Source organism: Nostoc sp. PCC 9305 (assembly GCF_963920915.1).
Classification (GTDB): domain Bacteria; phylum Cyanobacteriota; class Cyanobacteriia; order Cyanobacteriales; family Nostocaceae; genus Nostoc.
In genome coordinates, this window is record NZ_CAWUDN010000130.1 from 1 (window position 1) to 18,254 (window position 18,254).

Sequence of the window (18,254 nt, forward strand, 5' to 3'; positions counted from 1 at the left end):
AGCTTTGGCGGGGTGGGGTTCTTTCTTATTTTTGATTTATGCAAGAGGTCTATTGAACAACTTTTCTAAATTTAATTAAAAAATTTTAAGTAAAAATATTTACAGGAATTTACTTAGATGGGATTATTTTTTTGAGCAATGTTTTAGCTTTAAAAAATATCTTTATTTAATATTTATTTAACATTTATGCAAACTTTATCTAAAAACGTGCTTGTCTGTGGAGTAATTTGTCCACTGCTAGCCTCTTTTGGGCTTGTTATGATTGTCATTTTTGTCAATGCGTAAATCATAGAGTAATAAGCTACCATTTGACTACTTAGTGATAGGTGCTATACTGTGTGAGGACAAACTCTTTAATATCATTAAAGTTGTCAATGCTTTACTGTCAGCTATCAATGAGGTAATTAGAAAAACCTACCACACCAATAATGTTTAAGCGATTAGGTTATTTACCTCAACCAAAAAATTGAACTATAGACCTAGTGCATTAACTTGATGTCAGTTAAGCTATCAATAGCTTGTTTGCCAAGAAAACTAGATAATTAGCGAATAATAATTTTATGCAAAAATGTTTAAATTTTGTATTGAAGCTTCAATAAAACTTACAGATGTTTTTTTAGGCTATTTCTTGGTTAAATCTATGAAATCTCTAATGATAATATTGCTATGAATGCACATAGAGGATCTGCTGTGCTCAGTTCTGCAACTTTCAAAGTGCAACCATCTGCAACAGGACTGAACGATAATCATCGCCTGCGGCTGTTTTCTGGCTCTGCCAATTTACAACTGTCTCAAGAAGTCGCTCGTTATCTGGGCATGGACTTGGGGCCAATGATTCGCAAAAGATTTGCGGATGGAGAACTTTACGTTCAAATCCAAGAATCGATTCGGGGTTGTGATGTCTATTTAATCCAGCCATGTTGTCAACCCGTCAACGATCATTTGATGGAATTATTGATTATGGTTGACGCCTGTCGTCGAGCTTCCGCGCGACAGGTAACGGCAGTAATTCCGTACTACGGTTATGCTCGTGCCGATCGCAAAACAGCAGGACGAGAGTCAATAACCGCCAAGCTAGTTGCGAACTTGATCACCGAAGCCGGTGCCAACCGCGTTCTAGCAATGGATTTACACTCGGCTCAGATTCAAGGCTATTTCGATATCCCTTTTGACCATGTTTACGGTTCACCAGTATTACTAGATTATCTAGCAAGCAAACAGCTGCCAGACTTGGTAGTTGTTTCTCCCGATGTTGGTGGTGTAGCAAGAGCTAGGGCATTTGCGAAAAAACTGGGTGATGCTCCACTGGCGATTATTGACAAACGTCGTCAGGCCCATAATGTCGCAGAAGTGTTAAATGTCATCGGCGATGTTAAAGGCAAAACGGCAGTGTTGGTGGATGACATGATCGACACTGGGGGAACGATCGCAGAAGGAGCGCGATTACTGCGTGAAGAAGGAGCGCGTCAGGTATATGCCTGTGCAACTCATGCGGTATTCTCTCCACCAGCGATGGAGCGGTTGTCTAGTGGCTTGTTTGAGGAAGTCATTGTCACCAATACCATTCCCATACCAGAAAGCAATCGTTTTCCACAACTAGTAGTGCTGTCAGTAGCTAATTTATTGGGAGAAACTATCTGGCGAATTCATGAAGATACCTCAGTGAGTAGCATGTTCCGCTAGACTTTTATTCGTGTTATTAGCGTAAAAAGCCCACACTGTAACCGTTCAAACGATCAGTGTGGGCTTTTTGCAGAGAGATAAATCAATCCGGTTCCAATACTTGTCGGTTAAGGGGAAAAGGGGAAGGGGAAAGGGGAAAGAAAAAACCTTTAACCCTTGCCCTTTAACCTTTTCCCCAAATCAAATTCCGAGTTAAAAATGCTTAACCGAGTAGTATTGAATCCGGTTCAGTTCCGAGTTATTGGTGTAGATAATTGGTCTTTCAAGACGCGATAAGTCGCGTCTCTACATGAGGGTTGAATTTTGAATTGATTTCTCCCTTAGCGATATAGCCAAACCCGGAGTAGTGAAAGCAGTTGCTCAGTATCTACAGGTTTGGTGATGTAGTCAGAGGCTCCAGCTTCGATGCATTTTTCCTTGTCGCCTGGCATAGCTTTGGCTGTTAAAGCAATAATTGGTAGTGAGCGAAACTGTTGTTGCTTGCGGATGGCGCGGGTGGTTTCGTAACCATCCATTTCCGGCATCATGATATCCATCAAAACTATATTAATTTCAGGATTAGCTTGCAGTGTTTTTATACCATCTCTGCCGTTTTCGGCAAACAGCACTTGCATTTGATAGCTTTCTAAAAAGCTGGTAAGGGCAAAAATATTTCGCAGGTCATCATCTACAATCAAAATTTTCCGATTAGCTAGCACTGGGTCGGTTTGATGTAGTTGCTCTAGCATTTGCCGCTTTGGTGTGGGCAAATTTGCTTGCACCCGATGCAAAAATAGGGCAGTTTCGTCTAACAACCGCTCTGGCGATCGCACATTTTTAATAATAATTGTCTCTGCCAGTCCCCGCAGTTTGGTTTCTTCTTGTCGGCTGAGTTCTTTGCCGGTGTAAACAATTATCGGCAGTTTCAAAAGCTTGGGTTCAAGTTTTATCTGCTCAATTAGGGCAAACCCGCTCATATCGGGCAGACCCAGATCGAGTACCATACAATCAAAGTGATGCGATCGCAAAATCGAGAGAGCTTCTGCCCCCGTACCTACTGCTGTACTCTGGACATCGCCATTACCAATCAGTTCGATAATGCTTTGGGCTTGTACGGGGTCATCTTCGACAATTAAGAGATTTTTTACCTGACGCTCAATAAAGCCTTTAATCTCAGTCAATACCTGAGTTAGCGCTTCTGGAGACACGGGTTTTTGAAGATAGGTAATTGCTCCTAGCTGTAATCCCCGTTGTTGTCTTTCATCAACAGAAAGTATATGTACTGGTATATGTCTGGTATCTGGTTTATGCTTCAGACGATCCAGCACCGTCCAACCATCCATCTCTGGCATGTGGATATCTAGCATAATCGCATTGGGTTTAAACTGTTCTGCCAGTGCTAGACCTTGTTTGCTCTGTAAAGCAACGATGGTTTTAAAGCCCTGCTGACGTGCCATATCTAGTAAGATACGGGCGAATTTATCGTCATCCTCGATAATTAACAAAATGCGATCGCCCGATTGAATTATTTCCCGGTCATCTGGAATATCGTGGGGTAAGCTAGGAAGTACTTTCACTGATGGAGAGATGTTCGCAGTTGGGGGTCTGTTTTCCACCAGTGACACTTCTTTTATGGTCGATGTTGTATGGATTGGGGTGGTTGGCTCAAGGGGTGGTGTAGTGATATTTTGACCATTCTTTTCCTGTTGCCTGGGCAAGTAAAGGGTGAAGGTGCTTCCCTGTCCTGGTTGGCTGAGTAGTTCAATTCTCCCTCCCAACAGTTGAGCTAATTCACGGCTGATGGACAAGCCCAAACCAGTCCCACCATACTTGCGGCTAGTTGTGCCATCTGCCTGCTGAAATGCCTCGAAAATAATCTTCTGCTTTTCGGCTGGAATGCCTATGCCCGTGTCGCTGACGGCAAAAGCGATCGTGGAATTATCAACTTGGAATATTTGTAACTTCACGCCTCCCTGTTCTGTAAATTTAAAGGCGTTAGCTAGGAGATTTTTCAATACTTGTTGCAGACGTTTGGAGTCGTTATAAATTGTCGGGGGTAACTTCTCATCCCGTTCAATAGTAAAACTGATTTCTTTATTGTGGGCAACTTGCCGGAAAGTCTGCTCTAAAGATGTCTCCAAATCTGCAAGAGCAATTTGCTCAATATCGAGCGACATAGTACCCGACTCAATTTTTGCTAAATCTAGAATGTCATTGATCAATTCCAGCAAATCAGTCCCAGCCGAGTAAATAGTCCGGCTGTACTCTACCTGTTTGTCGGTCAAGTTGTTAAGAGAGTTATCTGCCAGCAGCCTTGCTAAAATTAATAGGCTATTTAACGGTGTCCGCAGCTCGTGGGACATATTCGCCAGAAATTCTGACTTATATTTGGAAGACAAGGCCAGTTGTTCAGCTTTTTCTTCCAAAGACTTCCTCGCCCGCTCAACTTCCTGGTTCTTGCGAGCTACTTCTCGATTTTGAACTTCTAACAATTCTGCCTTTTCTTCTAGCTCCTCATTTAGTTGTTGCAATTCTTCGTTAGATTGCTTGACAAGAAATTGTGATTCCTCCAGCTCTTGCGTCTGTTCTTCCAGGCGTTGATTGCTTTGCTGTAGTTCTTCTTGCTGAGTTTGCAGTTCCTCTGTTAAAGCAACAGATTCTTCAAGTAGTTGCTGTGTTTGCAATTGTGAGGCGATATTATTTAAAAATACACCCAGATTTTCACTCAATTGCTCTAAAAATGTCAGGTGTAATTCACTAAAAGGCCCAAAAGAGGCAAGTTCAATTACAGCATTTACCTGTCCCTCAAATAGTATGGGCAACACAATAATATTTAGCGGTGGTGCTTCTCCTAAACCGGAACTGATGCGGATATAGTCATTGGGAACTTCCGTGAGGAGGATTCTTTGTTTTTCTAGGGCGCATTGTCCCACTAATCCTTCACCCAAACGAAATTGATTTGCGAGGTTTTTTCGCTCTTTATAAGCATAACCACTCAGCAACTTCAGCACAGGCTGGTCGTCTATGGAGTCCATCACATAAAAAACGCCTTGTGATGCCCCAACTAGTGGTGCTAAATTCGACAATATCAGATTAGAGACGCTTTCCAGATTTCGCTGCCCCTGGAGCATCTGAGTAAATTCAGCTAAGTTAGATTTGAGCCAGTTTTGCTCCTCATTTTTTTGAGTTGTGTTTCGCAGATTAACGATCATCTGGTTAAAGGTGTGCGTCAACACACCAATTTCATCTTGGCGATCGCTATCTGGTAAACTTACCGATAAATCCCCATCTGCCATTTTTTCTGCCAAATCAGAAACTTGCTTCAGGGGTACTGAAATATGTCTGGTCAGGGTGAAGCCGATCAAAGCTAAGAGCAAAGAAAAGAAGGGAATACTATAGACAATGCTGGCGAGAGTTTGCCGAGCAGCTGCTTGTGCTTTCTCAGAGCGCTGTTTTAGCAGTGCATTCTCTTCATTTTTCATCGCCTGGATAACTTTCTGGATATTATCCATCAATCGCTTACCCTGGTCTGTCAGAACAGCTTTCTGAGAAGCTTCTAAGCCCTGGCTTTGCCGCAGCTCTATGACTTCTTTCATCACAGCCATTCTCTCGGTTAGTAGTGGCTGCAAAATATCAAGCCGATTTTGTTGGTTGGGGTTATCTACCGTTAACCTTTGAATTTCCCTAACTTTTTGATTCAGTACTTGAATGGCAGCGTTATAAGGTTCTAAATAGCGCTGTTCTCCAGTAATAATGTAACCGCGTTGACCTGTCTCAGCATTTGTCAGTTGCAAGTTGAGGTCTTCAAGCTGACTTAACACCTGGTAAGTATGGCTTTCTTTGCGCGAAGTTTCAATTAGCTCATTAGTGCTTTGGTAGGAGATTAGACCAATGGTGGTCAGAGTTGCCAAACTCAAAGCAAAACTTACTCCAATCTTGGTTCCAATCTTCAAACGGTTCAACATTATTCCAAACAGGTATTCAAATTATTTCTGTTTTTGGGACTATTTTTATTATGTTTTAGCTATCTTAAAATAAATGGAGGAGATTTAGTTTATGTTAGGATATGCCTAGTACCGCAAGGCGGAATTAAAAATTAAAAATTAAAACAGCATAAGAGTTTTGTTTATTTGAAACGATCGGTTTATTTCCGCCGTGTTGTACTAGCTTTTTGCACACTAAATATTATCATTTGTATCCTCCTTTTTCCCAATGTAACGTTTAGTATAAATTAATTATATATTTAAATAATAATATTTTTCTTAAAAACTTTGACAATTTTATTAACAATAAACAATTCGCTAGTATAACTTATCTCAAAATAAGCAACTACCTGATTTTGTAATTGAATCTCGCCGTGGATAATTAAATACTTGTGCTGAAATTATAAATTTAACATTAATTTTTACTAAAAAATGATATTTCTTAAACCTAATATTGTAATGCTTAAATAACTTTGAGCTTCACAAATAGGCTGGATAGTAAAATTAAACAGCCGGATAGTGAAAATTAAATTAATGAAAACACAATTTATTTAAACACTAAATATAGTGACTTTTGCGGTTGGATATGATATCTACGCCATTTTACATCACTCTACAGAGCAACCGTGACCTTAGCGATCGCAAGCAGCATTCATTCCACCTATACCCATAAAATTATATAATTTACAGTACAACTGTATTATTAGAACTATAAATTATTAAGAATATGCACAATCATGATGTGTCGTAAAAACTATTAATATTAACTTGAGGATTAACTAGAATTTGTTGATAACCTGGCGATCGCTTCTAGTTGCATCAAGTTCAGATTGACTATAAATACTAAAATGTTGAATCTTGTTACTCTCTAAGATAGCTCTTGCGCCTGCTACATAGATATCAGTGCTTTTTAATACTAATAAATAATGACCAAGAGTCAGATGATGTTCGTAATATCTAGCTAACTCATCAGAAATTCCTAAAGTAGTATATTTATCTTGGAAACTGCTGATTTCCACCTCACAAATATCACTCAAGTTGCTTGTATTTTTAACAACTATTGATATTTGACTCATGGGGAAGTCAGCACTTCTCAGTTCAGTAAGCGCTCTTTCTGCGTCTTGACGCTGATAAAAAACACCCAGTGCGTGTTTATAGCGATTATTTGGGGTTGAGTATGGCTCAAAGACTCCCCATTGTTGAATATCACGGCGATTAAAAATCCTCTTGGCGAGACGAATTTCTATGTCTATACCGGTTACTATCACCAAATAGTAACCCTTACAGACAAGATCGCTATAACCCTGTGCTTGCTTTTCAGCAATTCCTAAACTTAGGAACAAACCAGGCAAACCACCTGCTAAAGTGGTAGCGATCGCAGTTACTTCCGCTCCGGCTAAGATGACTGGGCCTATACCAGGAATTACCAAGAGGACTAGATCGACTGATAAACCAGTAAGACCATCTAAAGCATCACTAGTAACGGCTCCAGCAGCATCTTCTGAGGATGTATTGCCAGTGTTTTCGATGATTTCAACACCAGCAATATCACTTTGTTTTTCTGTATTCCGTGCAATAACAGAAACTTTCTCCATTGGAAAATTAGCGGCTTTTAGTTCCTTTAGTACCAATTGTGCATCGGAATACCCAGCGAAAACTCCTATAGTTCTTCGCTCTTTTTCTAATGTCATTTTATCGGTTTATTGCAGTTAGAAGTGATTCCCAAAATTGTTACCTGAAATTGAGGTAATTACACAGCTCGACGAGTCAGTAAACCCCAAAGGAAAATTAGTATCATTGCACCAATAACAGCAAATAAAATGCTTCCCAGAGATAAAGCTCCTACAGATGCAGCTGCTGCCGAACTACTGCCTAGCAATACTTGACCCAAATAACCACCAAATACGGCTCCCAGGATTCCTAATATAATGGTAGAGATAATACCGCCACCTTGGGTTCCAGGATAAAATAACTTAGCTAACGCACCTGCGATTAAACCCAAAACCAACCAAGCAATAATGTTAGTCATCGAATTTCTCCTTCACTGAGAATCTGTTGTGTTTGTATTTTACTAATCTCATATTAAAGTTTGCCTCCAAAATTTCCGATCTATCTAAAGAACTAATATCATAAATCTTTAGATATCATTTGAATATTCGCTATGTCATCTTTGAGGATGAATATACAAATTAGTCACATTCTGTACATTCAAGTATTTGTATCGCAGTCCGATTTGACATCATACAAGATGTAGATAAGGAAGCTAACTGCATTCTATATGAGACACGACGTGTAGCTTGCTTCCCTCTATGTGTAAGCGTAGTATCTCGTAGAGAAGGACAGAAAAGGAAGAAAAAATAAAGAAATATATACATTTAAAATTTAGATTTTTGATTTTAAAAAAAGCGATATCAGCAGTTCAAGGCTCAGGACTGGAGACTATAGAAAGAGCTAATTGATATAGTTGGCGACGGGGAAGGGAAGTAAATTTTGCTAACTGACGGCTAGCTTGCGATCGCGATATTCCTTGACTAATTAACTGTTTCAATTCGGCTTTCAATTCTTCTTCTGTCAATTGGGGCTGACTGGCTGGAATTCCTGCGACTACTAATGTATATTCACCTTGGGGTTCTCGTTGGGTGTAGTAAGCGATCGCTTCGGCAATTGTCCCCCGCCAAAATTCTTCATACAATTTAGTTAACTCCCGTCCTAGCACAATTTGGCGATCGTTTCCCCAAACAAGAGCTAAGTCTTGCAAAGTATCTCGCAAACGGTGCGGCGATTCGTAGAAAATCAAGGTGCGAGATTCTGTTTGCAGAGATTCTAAATGTTCTTGTCTCTGTTGAGTTTTCGCTGGGAGAAAGCCTTCAAAGACAAAGCGATCTGTTGGTAGTCCAGCTGCACTCAAAGCGGTAATTGCTGCACTAGCGCCAGGAATGGGAACGACTGGAATTCCCGCTTCAATACAGGCTTTCACCAGTTCATATCCAGGATCGGAAATACCTGGCATCCCCGCATCACTCACTAGAGCGATCGCTTTATTATTAACTAAATGCTCTAATAATTCTGGAATACGACTGGTACGATTGTGTTCGTGGTAACTCACCTGGGGTGTTTTAACTTGAAAATGCTGTAGTAGTTTTCCAGTATGACGCGTGTCTTCCGCAGCAATGATATCCACCGTTTGCAAAATTCGCACTGCCCGAAAGGTGATATCTTCCAGGTTGCCAATTGGTGTGCCGACAACGTAAAGTGTTCCTGGTTTTGGATCGGTTTGCATGAGTAAGGGTTAGGAGTTAGGAGTTAGGAGCTAGGGGTTAGGAGTTAGGAGTTAGGAGTTAGGAGCTAGGAGTTAGGAGTTAAGAGTTGGGAGTTAAAAGTTAAAAAGTCAAAATAATAATTTACGTATAATGTGAATTGAGTATTGACCACATAAGACGCGATAAATCGCGTTTCTACATCTGGGTCTTGTTGCTCACCTTGCGTCCTATCTTATTTCAATAATCTTAGTCCACTGAGGGTAACTAATACTGTGGAACCTTCATGGCCAATGACGCCGATGGGTAGGTTAATATTTCCTAGAAAGTTGCCGACTAAAAGCAACATAATGAAACCCAACGCTACAACTATATTTTGTTTTACTATGAGTTGCGATCGCCTGCCCAAATGCATCGCTACAGCAATTTTTTCTAACCTGTCTGCCATCAGTACTATATCTGCGGTTTCCAATGCCACATCACTCCCAGATATTCCCATCGCTATACCCACGGATGCTTGCGCTAAAGCTGGTGCATCATTGATTCCATCGCCTACCATTGCAACTGTTTGATATTGTTGCTGTAAACGGCGGATAACATTCAGCTTATCTTCTGGTAGAAGTTGGGCATATACTCGATCGATTCCGACTGCTTTGGCGACACTGCAAGCAGTTTCCTGATTATCCCCGGTTAACATGACAATTTGTTCAACTCCCAGTTGCTTTAACCGACTGATGGTTGCGGCGGCTTCGACTCTCACCTCATCTGCGATCGCAATTACACCCATCACCTCTGCCCCTCTGCCCCCCTGCTCCCCTGCTCCCCTTCTTTCCTGTGCTACCCAAACAACAGTTTTACCTTCTTGCTCCCAAGATTGAACGATTTCTCGCAATTCTTCAGGTAAATTTGTTACATGCTGCTGCACAAAAATGGCATTCCCGACAATTACCTCTTGTTCTTGAGCAATTCCGACAATTCCCTTTCCAGGTAAGGCTTGTACTTCGATTGCAGCAACCCAATTTAAATCACTAGCCGCTTGTACAATTGCCTTACCGATGGGATGTTCGGAAGATGCTTCGACACTGGCAGCGGTTTTTAATACATCATCTCTAGTGTATTTACTAGCTGAAACTACCTGAAATACCTGCACCTGTCCTGTTGTTAGAGTACCAGTTTTATCAAAGGCGATCGCTCGGACTTTGCCAATCTTCTCCAACTGCGCCCCATTTTTAAACAAAATCCCCTGTCTTGCACCATTGGCGATTCCCGAAAGCAGGGTGGGCATAATTGCAGCCATCAACGCACAGGGAGAAGCCACCACCAGGAAAGTAAGGGCGCGATAAATCGTCGTTTCCCAATCCCAACCCCAAAGAAATGGCGGTAAAGTTGCCAGCAAAATCCCAGCGACTACAATGACTTTGGCATATCCCTTCTCAAAGCGATCGATAAACTCTTGGGAAGGTGGTGCTTCTGTTTGCGCTTGTTCTACCAAACGAATCACACGCTGAATCAAGCTGCTTTGGGCTGGTTTATGTACTTCAATTTGCAATGCACCATAGCCGTTGAGTGTACCTGCAAATACTTCTGCGCCTACTGTCTTCTCTACAGGTAAAGACTCACCTGTAATTGCAGCTTGATTGAGGGTGCTGTAACCAGATAAAATTATCCCATCAGTAGGAATTAGCTCTCCGGGTTTGACAACAATTTCATCACCCACTTTTAGCTGACTGATAGGAATTTCTTCTTCTCTTCCTTGAAGTAAAACTCTTGCTGTATCTGGTGTCAAACTCATCAAACTACGGATACTCCGCTCAGTTCGCTGCATGGCGTAGCCTTCTAGTGCGCCACTGATGGCAAAGATCAGAATCAAAATTGCCCCATCAATGATTAGATGATATTCTCTTCGCCATAAGCCGAGGCTAGCAGCACCAATCGCGGCGACAATCATCAGCAAATCGACATCGAGTTCTTTTTCTTTGAAGAGAGTAGTCAATCCTTCCCGCGCACTTTCGTAACCACCAATTACATAAGCGGCGGGTAGTAGCAGGAACGCCAATCCCAACCAACCGAGATGTAAGGCGAACCATCCGAGAAATAATAGGAATCCACACAAAAGGGCGGCTACGGTATCTGCGTGTTCTCTGGTGAATTGGTTCAAACGTTGGGGGTAGAGCATGAGAGGTGAATTAACAGGGACTCTCTCAGGCTAAACCTTGACATTGATGTTAATGTCAAGGCTTATAATGATTTTGAAACGCAAAGGGGCGCTGAGGGAAGCGCAGAGGTACGCAGAGTTAAATCTTTATCTGTGTTCTGGGAGCATTTTTCAAAAGTGGGATGTGGGTAAATGGGACGATTTAACTGTTAGCTTTAAAATTGCACTAGGAGGAAAAATCTATGTTAAAGCGAATATATATTGATAACTTTCGCGGCTTGGTAAATTTTGAGATGAACCTTGACTCGATTAACCTCTTTCTTGGTGGTAATGGTTCAGGTAAATCAACTGTTTTTGAAGCCTTGCGGAGAATTCAACTTTTTATAAGTGGCGTCGCTAAGGTAGAAGTAATTTTCCCATTTTTTGACTGCACTCGCTGGCAAACTTTACCAATTCAGCGTTTTGAAATAGAAATTGACGGAAATGATGGTAACTATAAATATGAACTTGCTATTGAACACAATCGAGAAAATAGCCAGGTAAAATATGAGCGTTTGTGGTATGATAACCAACCTTTATTAAAGTTCGAGATAGGCGAAGTTCAAATTTTTTATGACAATCATTTAGTCAGTCCGACGAAATATCCTCCTTTTAATTGGTCTCAGTCCATACTACCTTTATTTCTGGCAAATAATGATATCACAAAGCTGACCTGGTTCAAACAGCGAATGGAGCGATTTATTATTGTACAAATTATTCCTAGCATGATAATTAATGGGAGTGAAAAAGAAGAACTACAATTGAGTCCGAAATTGGAAAATTTTGTTTCTTGGTATCGTTATATTTCCCATGATCAGGGCAAGGTAGCTGAACTAATAAACGTTTTAAAAAATGTTTTAGAAGGTTTTATTAGTTTTAAATTTGACCAGTTCGGCGTAGGCTATACAACTTTAAAATTACGATTTGCATCTCTTGAAAATCGTGCAAATATTATTGATTATTACTTTCATGAACTTTCTGATGGACAAAAAGTATTAATTGCTCTGTATACATTAGAGGTTAAAGCATACCGGAGAAAAAACTATCGTTCAGGAATGCTAGTAGTATTGATTGATGCAGATACTGCGACAGTAAAGGCAACACTGAAAGAATTAGATAATGCATTGATAGAAAATTCACAGGAACTTCGGAAGCCTGATGAGAAAATAGCAATCTTTGTGCCAAAAAGAAATATCGAAACTTGGATACATTATTTACGAACAGGAGAAGTTGTTGAAGAAGAAGCAGAAAAATCCAAATATCCAAAATTCCCTAAAAATGAGGCAATTTGTAAACCCGGTGTTGAACAATTAGCAAACCAGTGTTCTCAAGGGAGTTTAGATGAAAATGCACCGCCATCTCTTCAGGCGGCTTGTGAAGAGTTACAAAGAATTTTGCCGTTGTTGGAGTAAATCATGAACGCTGGTTGCTTAACTATTAAAGAACTCACTGATGCAGTCGGCGGCGGTTTAACTCCGCGGATGGTGCGCCATTATCATCAATTGGGACTGTTACCGCAAGCAGTGCGATCGCGCAGCAATTACCGTCTCTATACCCAAAAAGATGTCCTCCGGTTGCAACGGATTGTTGCACTCAAGCAGCAAGGGTTTCAGCTAAACCATATCCGCAATATTTTGGAGGTGGAACCAGAAGCCGACACAACGGTTAACCTCATGGGACAACTTCAGCAGCAATATCGCGCGGTGATGCAACAAATTTCCCAACTGCGGCAAACTGCATCAGCATTAGAAGGATTATTGGGGCGCGATCGCCATTGTCAAATTATCCAGGCGGAAGTTTTGGCGCAACTGAAGTTACTTGATGTTGAAACCCAAGCCGGATTGGGAGGATTGGAAAATCTCTGGAGTGGCTTGGATGCCGAAATTCATACCCACTCGGAAGCTTTTACCGAATCGCTACAACGCTTACTACCCGATCTTTCTCACCGTTCGGAAATTGAACAACACTTAATTTCTCAGTTGGTTTTGGCTTGTGGCGATGTCAGTTTAGTGTCCTTTGTGAAATTGAGTCGAGATGCGATCGCAGCTAGTCGAGAAGCTTTATCTTCAAGTTGTCAAATTGTTGTCGATACTCAAACGGTTGCTGCTGCTTTAGATCAAACCCGATTACTTCACTTAGGATGCCACACCGAAACCTTAATTGATAACCCCCATATTACTACCGCCACTGAAGCAGAACTCGCCTTTTGGCAACATCAAGAATGGCGAACAAAATTGCTGCAAGTAAGTAAGGGTTGTGTACTGGTAGTTGGTTATGCTCCCTCAGTACTTCTGGAAGCTTGTAAAGCCAACGCTAACCAGAAAATTCAGCCTGCATTAGTCATTGGAATGCCCATTGGCTTTAGTCATGCTCCCGCAGCCAAGCGACAACTGATGCAACAAGGGATACCTTATATTACAGTTGAAGGGACTTTGGGAGGTGGCGCATTAGCTGCAACTGCCTTAAATGCTTTGGTTGAGTCACTGATTGATAAGCCAGATTGTCATTGTTATCTTCATAACTCATAACTCATAACTCAGCACTCAGACTCACCACTACTGAAAATAATATTGTTAAATAATATTGAATTTGCTACACTTTACCAGTTTTAGTAATTCAATAATTCATAATCGCGGTCATAAACTACCAACTTGGTATAAGTTGCAATATAACTTAGAAAAATTTATAGTACAACAGACTTTGGCAATTAGAGTATAAATTATCATGCTATCCAAGCTACAGCGAAGTATAAATCAGCATAAGTGCTTTGAAGCAATTAGAACTAAAGATAACTCAGATGTATAATTAGCCCGTCTCCTCCATTATCTTTATAAAGATCGCGATTTAGGACTGGCAGGCTTTCTATTTTTTACTTTAATTAAGAGGCTTATGTGGCAACAAGAAAAAAAAGATACTTCGATAGTCAGACTGTTATTATGGGTTGCCTTAGCTACAACCCCGATGGCAGCATCTCTGGTGGTATCAGCACCGATGCTGGCACAATCTACACCTGAAGCTACCTCTTCGCCACTGCCACAAACAGTGCAGAATGAACCGATAGTGCGGATTGACGGTTCCAGTAGCTTGAGTGCAATCAACCAAAGCCTGAAAGAAAGTTTTGAAAAACAGTTTGTTGGTAAAAAGGTTGAAGTTGCTGCTAACGGCACTGATAAAGCGCTAAAAGATTTGCTAGATGGCAAAATCGATATAGTCGCAATGGGGCGCGGGTTGACGCCAGCAGAAAAAGCTCAAGGACTAGAGCAAGTTCGTTTGCAGCGTGAGAAGATTGCGATCGTGGTTGGGGCAGATAATCCTTTCAAAGGAAGCTTGACGAGTAGGCAATTTGCCCGGATTTTCCGGGGACAAATTACAAATTGGTCGCAACTGGGAGGGCCTTCAGCCAAGATTCGGTTCATCGATCGCCCAAACACGAGTGAAACTCGCAATACTTTTCGTACTTATCCAGCCTTCAAAACTGCTGAGTTTGCTACAGGTGCTAATGCTACCAAAGTAAGTGACGATAATACCGCAGAAATCATCAAACAACTGGGCAAAGACGGCATCAGCTATGTGTTAGCTAATCAGGTGTCAAAGTTGAAAGGTGTGCGAGTTCTGCAATTACATCAAGCCTTGCCAGCTGATGCCAGATATCCCTTCTCGCAACCTTTAGTTTATGTTTACAAAAAAGATCAGAGTTTAACCACAGTAGATTTTCTTGGCTTTACCTTAGCACCCGCAGGACAGCAGGCTATAGAAAAAGGTAGAGTTGCCGAAGCCGAGGCGATCGCAGCCAGCGTATTACAACCTGCTGTTGCGGCTTCTCCAGGTGTAGAAACGACACCAGCGCCTACGCCTTCCCCTAGTGCCACTAGTTCTGCATTTGGCGAACAGCCCTTTGTGGCTGCTCCTGCACAAAGCGCTCCAATTGTAAATAAAGAAACACCATTGTGGTTGCTGCTACCTGTCTTTTTTATAACTGTAGGTGGCTCTGTACTATGGTGGATTCTGAAAAAACGCCCATTGCCCCCCGAAGGAATAGACAATTTACCAGAATCAAATCCTTATCCACCCAATGGAGAAACGGCGGCGCTCGATGCCAGCACAACTTCCTCCCTGAATGGAACGACGCTGGAGGAGCAGGCAGTACCGCATTTCCAAGAGCAAGAAACCCCCGATCGCACTCCTTTCAACATCTACGCTCAAACACAATCCGATCTGAACCCAAATGCTACTCAGGGGACAGCAAATTTAGTACAAGAGACAAGTAATGGTACTTCTAACCTCTATGAAGGCGCGACATCGGGCGTAGCTAATGGCTCAGAAAATAACAATTTGGGAGCCGCAGCTTTAGGTGGTGCAGCTATAGCAACAGGCATTGGGACGGCTACCTGGTCTACCTTTAACAACAAAGAAACAGAACCAAATGCAATTGATGAGACAGTCGAACTAAATAATTATACGGAGACATACACTCCTGATGCTGATGAAGTTGCATGGGATATAGAAGCCCCGGCGGCTGTAGTCAATACTTCATATCCTTACCCAGGTAATATTCCAGAAGAAGTGTCTGAGGTGGAACTGCCTTCATCTGAAGTGACAGCCCCACTCCCAGAATTACCAGATGTGCCACAAGCAACATCTGATTTTGGATATTGGGACACAGCAATTAGTGAAGATGAGGCAGATGAGGAACTTCAGGCAGAATTGAACTGGCTAGAGAGTATCACCTCAACTGAAGATACAGCCTCAGTAGATGAATTGCCCTTAGCGGAATCTGATGAAACGACAGCCGATGTGGAAGCATCAGCGACAGAAGATACATCTTCACTGCTGGATTTACCGGAATTTTCAGAAGATGTATTGAGTAAAGATGCATTGAATGTGGTAGCGGACGCAGCCGAACCCACTTTCACTTTGCCAGATGAAGAACTTCCTGCCGAGCCGACTGTTGGGGAAGCTAACTCCACAGATTTGGCCGCAGCCGCAGCTTTAGCAGCGGGCGCGGGAGTTGGCGCTTGGGCTAGCACTTTCGGATCGGATACTCAAAATGGGACGAGCGCAGCCGAAACAGCTAGTGGGTTGGTTGATGCAGATGAAGAAAGTAGTATTGTGCTCACACCACATACTTATACATCGGCTCATGTCTCTTGGGAGATTCCTCCAGCTAAGAAAGCAGAACTGTGGCAACAAGGCGGTACTCAATTGGCAGTGCGGCTGTATGATGTGACTGGCATTGATTTGAGTTATCAAACTCCGCAGCTGGTGAAGCAGTATGAATGTGCAGAGACAGCACACGATCGCGTTGTAGAAATTCCCCAGGGCGATCGCGACTACATAGCTGAAATTGGCTATATCGCTTATGGCGAACACTGGTTATTCATCGCCCGTTCTGCAATTGTTCGTGTCTTCAGTCCTGTGAATCCAGAACCCATAGTTGATGATGTGGCGAACACAGCCGAAACAGCTATTGGTTTGGTAGATACTCAAGAAGAAAGCAGTATTGTCCTGACACCAGATACTGATGGATCGGCTCATGTCTCTTGGGAGATTTCCGAAGCCAAGAAAGCAGCACTGCGGCAACAAGGCGGCTCTCAATTGATCGTGCGGTTGTATGATGTGACTGGCATTGACTTGAGTTATCAAACTCCGCAGCTTGTAAAGCTATATGAATCTGAGGAAACAGAAAACGAAGGATTGGTGGACATTCCCCAGGGCGATCGCGACTACATAGCTGAAATTGGCTATCTCGCGGATGGCGAGCGCTGGTTATCCATCGCCCGTTCTGCGATCGTTCGTGTCTTCAATCCTGTGAATCCAGATCCCGTAGTTGATGATGTCGCAATCGCGGATAAAACAGATGTTGATTGGGTAGATGTCCAAGAAGAGAGCAGTATTGTCCTCACACCCCGCACTTTCCAATGGGCTGAAGTCTCTTGGGAGATTTCCGAAGCCAAAAAAGCAGCACTGCGACAACAGGGCGGCTCTCAATTGGTAGTGCGGCTGTATGATGTGACTGGCATTGATTTGAGTTATCAAACTCCGCAGCTTGTCCAGCAGTATGAATGTGAAGAGACAGCACGCGATCGCTTTGTAGAAATTCCCATCAGCGATCGCGACTACATAGCTGAAATTGGCTATGTCGCTGATGGCGATGGCTGGTTATTCATTGCCCGTTCTGCGATCGTTCGTGTCTTTAGTCCAGTGCCTACAGATTCGACGACAAAAGATGCCATCGTTGAAAATGTACCATTAGTCAGCGAAACCGCTATTGGCTTGGCAAATGTAGAAGCAGAAACTGCCCCAGAAGAGAGCAGCATTATCCTCACACCCCGCACTCCCAAGTGGGCTTATGTCTCTTGGCAGATTTCCAAAGCTCAATCTGAAGCACTACGACAACAAGGCGGTTCCCAATTAGTAGTGCGACTCTATGATGTCACCGGCATTGACTTGAGTTATCAAAGTGCCCAGCTTGTCCAGCAGTATGAATCTGAAGAAGTAGCACGCGATCGCTTTGTGGCGATTCCCATCAGCGATCGCGATTACATGGTTGAAATTGGCTATATTGCTGATGGCGAGCGTTGGTTACTCATCGCCCGTTCCGCTAACGTTCGGGTATTCAGTCGTCCCCACGGAGATTTCTGGTTTGTGGCTGATGCTGAGTTAATTATTCATGGAGCAACTCAACCAAATACAAATGTAAACATTGGCGGACATGCCATCAAAGTTAAACCCGATGGTACTTTCCACCTACGTCTCCCCTTTTCAGATGGTTTAATGGACTATCTCATAACGGTAGCTGCTGATGGGGAATCCACAAGAACTATCCATAAAAAGTTCTCTCAGGAAACTTCCGAAAGCTAATATTAGCCTGAGTTATCCCCTCTAACCCAAATGACACTAAGAAAAGCCCAAAGGCTTGTGTCGTCTTGTTCCCAGCCTCCAGGCTGGGAATGTATCTAAAGAGGCAGAGCCTCTTGTCAAGCTACTGGAAGCGGAGCCTCACAGAATGGGTTCCCAGCCTAGAAGCTTGTTCCAGTCAGAGCAAGGGCTGTATCTTTTATTCGTGCCATTCCCCTCTAATATCATGTCCGCTTGATTGCTTATTAACTGGAGTTTAGACTAAAAGCGATATGAGAGAACGCAAATCAAAAGGAATTA

At 42.4% G+C, this 18,254-nt stretch carries 9 protein-coding genes; 4 read left to right on the forward strand and 5 right to left on the reverse strand.

Translation table 11 applies throughout. From position 1 onward, the window contains the following. Positions 1 to 666: 666 nt before the first annotated feature. Entirely contained in the window at positions 667 to 1,683 is a 1,017-nt protein-coding gene (locus tag ACM0OX_RS31290) for a ribose-phosphate pyrophosphokinase (RefSeq protein WP_414518874.1), read from the forward strand. Positions 1,684 to 2,003: 320 nt separating this feature from the next. On the opposite strand, the gene ACM0OX_RS31295 is transcribed toward ACM0OX_RS31290, so the two are convergent. The 5 genes from ACM0OX_RS31295 to ACM0OX_RS31315 form a co-directional block, all read right to left on the reverse strand. After that, positions 2,004 to 5,627 carry a response regulator gene (locus ACM0OX_RS31295; RefSeq protein WP_414518875.1) on the reverse strand — a complete coding sequence of 1,208 codons (3,624 nt, stop codon included), beginning with the start codon at positions 5,625 to 5,627 and terminating at the stop codon, positions 2,004 to 2,006. 797 nt (positions 5,628 to 6,424) lie between these two features. Further along, positions 6,425 to 7,336: a hypothetical protein gene (locus ACM0OX_RS31300; RefSeq protein ID WP_414518876.1), complete on the reverse strand. Its 912-nt coding sequence runs from the start codon at positions 7,334 to 7,336 to the stop codon at positions 6,425 to 6,427. Between the two features lie 59 nt (positions 7,337 to 7,395). Next, positions 7,396 to 7,674: a GlsB/YeaQ/YmgE family stress response membrane protein gene (locus tag ACM0OX_RS31305; RefSeq protein WP_289796500.1), complete on the reverse strand. Its 279-nt coding sequence runs from the start codon at positions 7,672 to 7,674 to the stop codon at positions 7,396 to 7,398. 390 nt (positions 7,675 to 8,064) lie between these two features. After that, positions 8,065 to 8,925, reverse strand: a complete 861-nt coding sequence (gene rsmI, locus ACM0OX_RS31310; protein ID WP_099101767.1) for a 16S rRNA (cytidine(1402)-2'-O)-methyltransferase — start codon at positions 8,923 to 8,925, stop codon at positions 8,065 to 8,067. A 212-nt stretch (positions 8,926 to 9,137) separates the two neighbouring features. Continuing rightward, the gene (locus ACM0OX_RS31315) at positions 9,138 to 11,078 is read right to left on the reverse strand and encodes a heavy metal translocating P-type ATPase (protein ID WP_414518877.1); all 1,941 of its coding nucleotides are present in this window, start codon (positions 11,076 to 11,078) and stop codon (positions 9,138 to 9,140) included. Between the two features lie 221 nt (positions 11,079 to 11,299). On the opposite strand from ACM0OX_RS31315, the gene ACM0OX_RS31320 reads away from it, so the two are divergent. The 3 genes from ACM0OX_RS31320 (at position 11,300) to ACM0OX_RS31330 (ending at position 17,957) form a co-directional block, all read left to right on the forward strand. Further along, the gene (locus tag ACM0OX_RS31320) at positions 11,300 to 12,508 is read left to right on the forward strand and encodes an AAA family ATPase (RefSeq protein ID WP_414518878.1); all 1,209 of its coding nucleotides are present in this window, start codon (positions 11,300 to 11,302) and stop codon (positions 12,506 to 12,508) included. Between the two features lie 3 nt (positions 12,509 to 12,511). Next, positions 12,512 to 13,624 (forward strand): precorrin-8X methylmutase, encoded by a 1,113-nt coding sequence (locus ACM0OX_RS31325; protein WP_414518879.1) that lies wholly within the window; start codon positions 12,512 to 12,514, stop codon positions 13,622 to 13,624. Between the two features lie 361 nt (positions 13,625 to 13,985). Next, positions 13,986 to 17,957, forward strand: a complete 3,972-nt coding sequence (locus ACM0OX_RS31330; RefSeq protein WP_414518880.1) for a DUF4912 domain-containing protein — start codon at positions 13,986 to 13,988, stop codon at positions 17,955 to 17,957. The last annotated feature ends 297 nt before the right edge of the window (positions 17,958 to 18,254 follow it).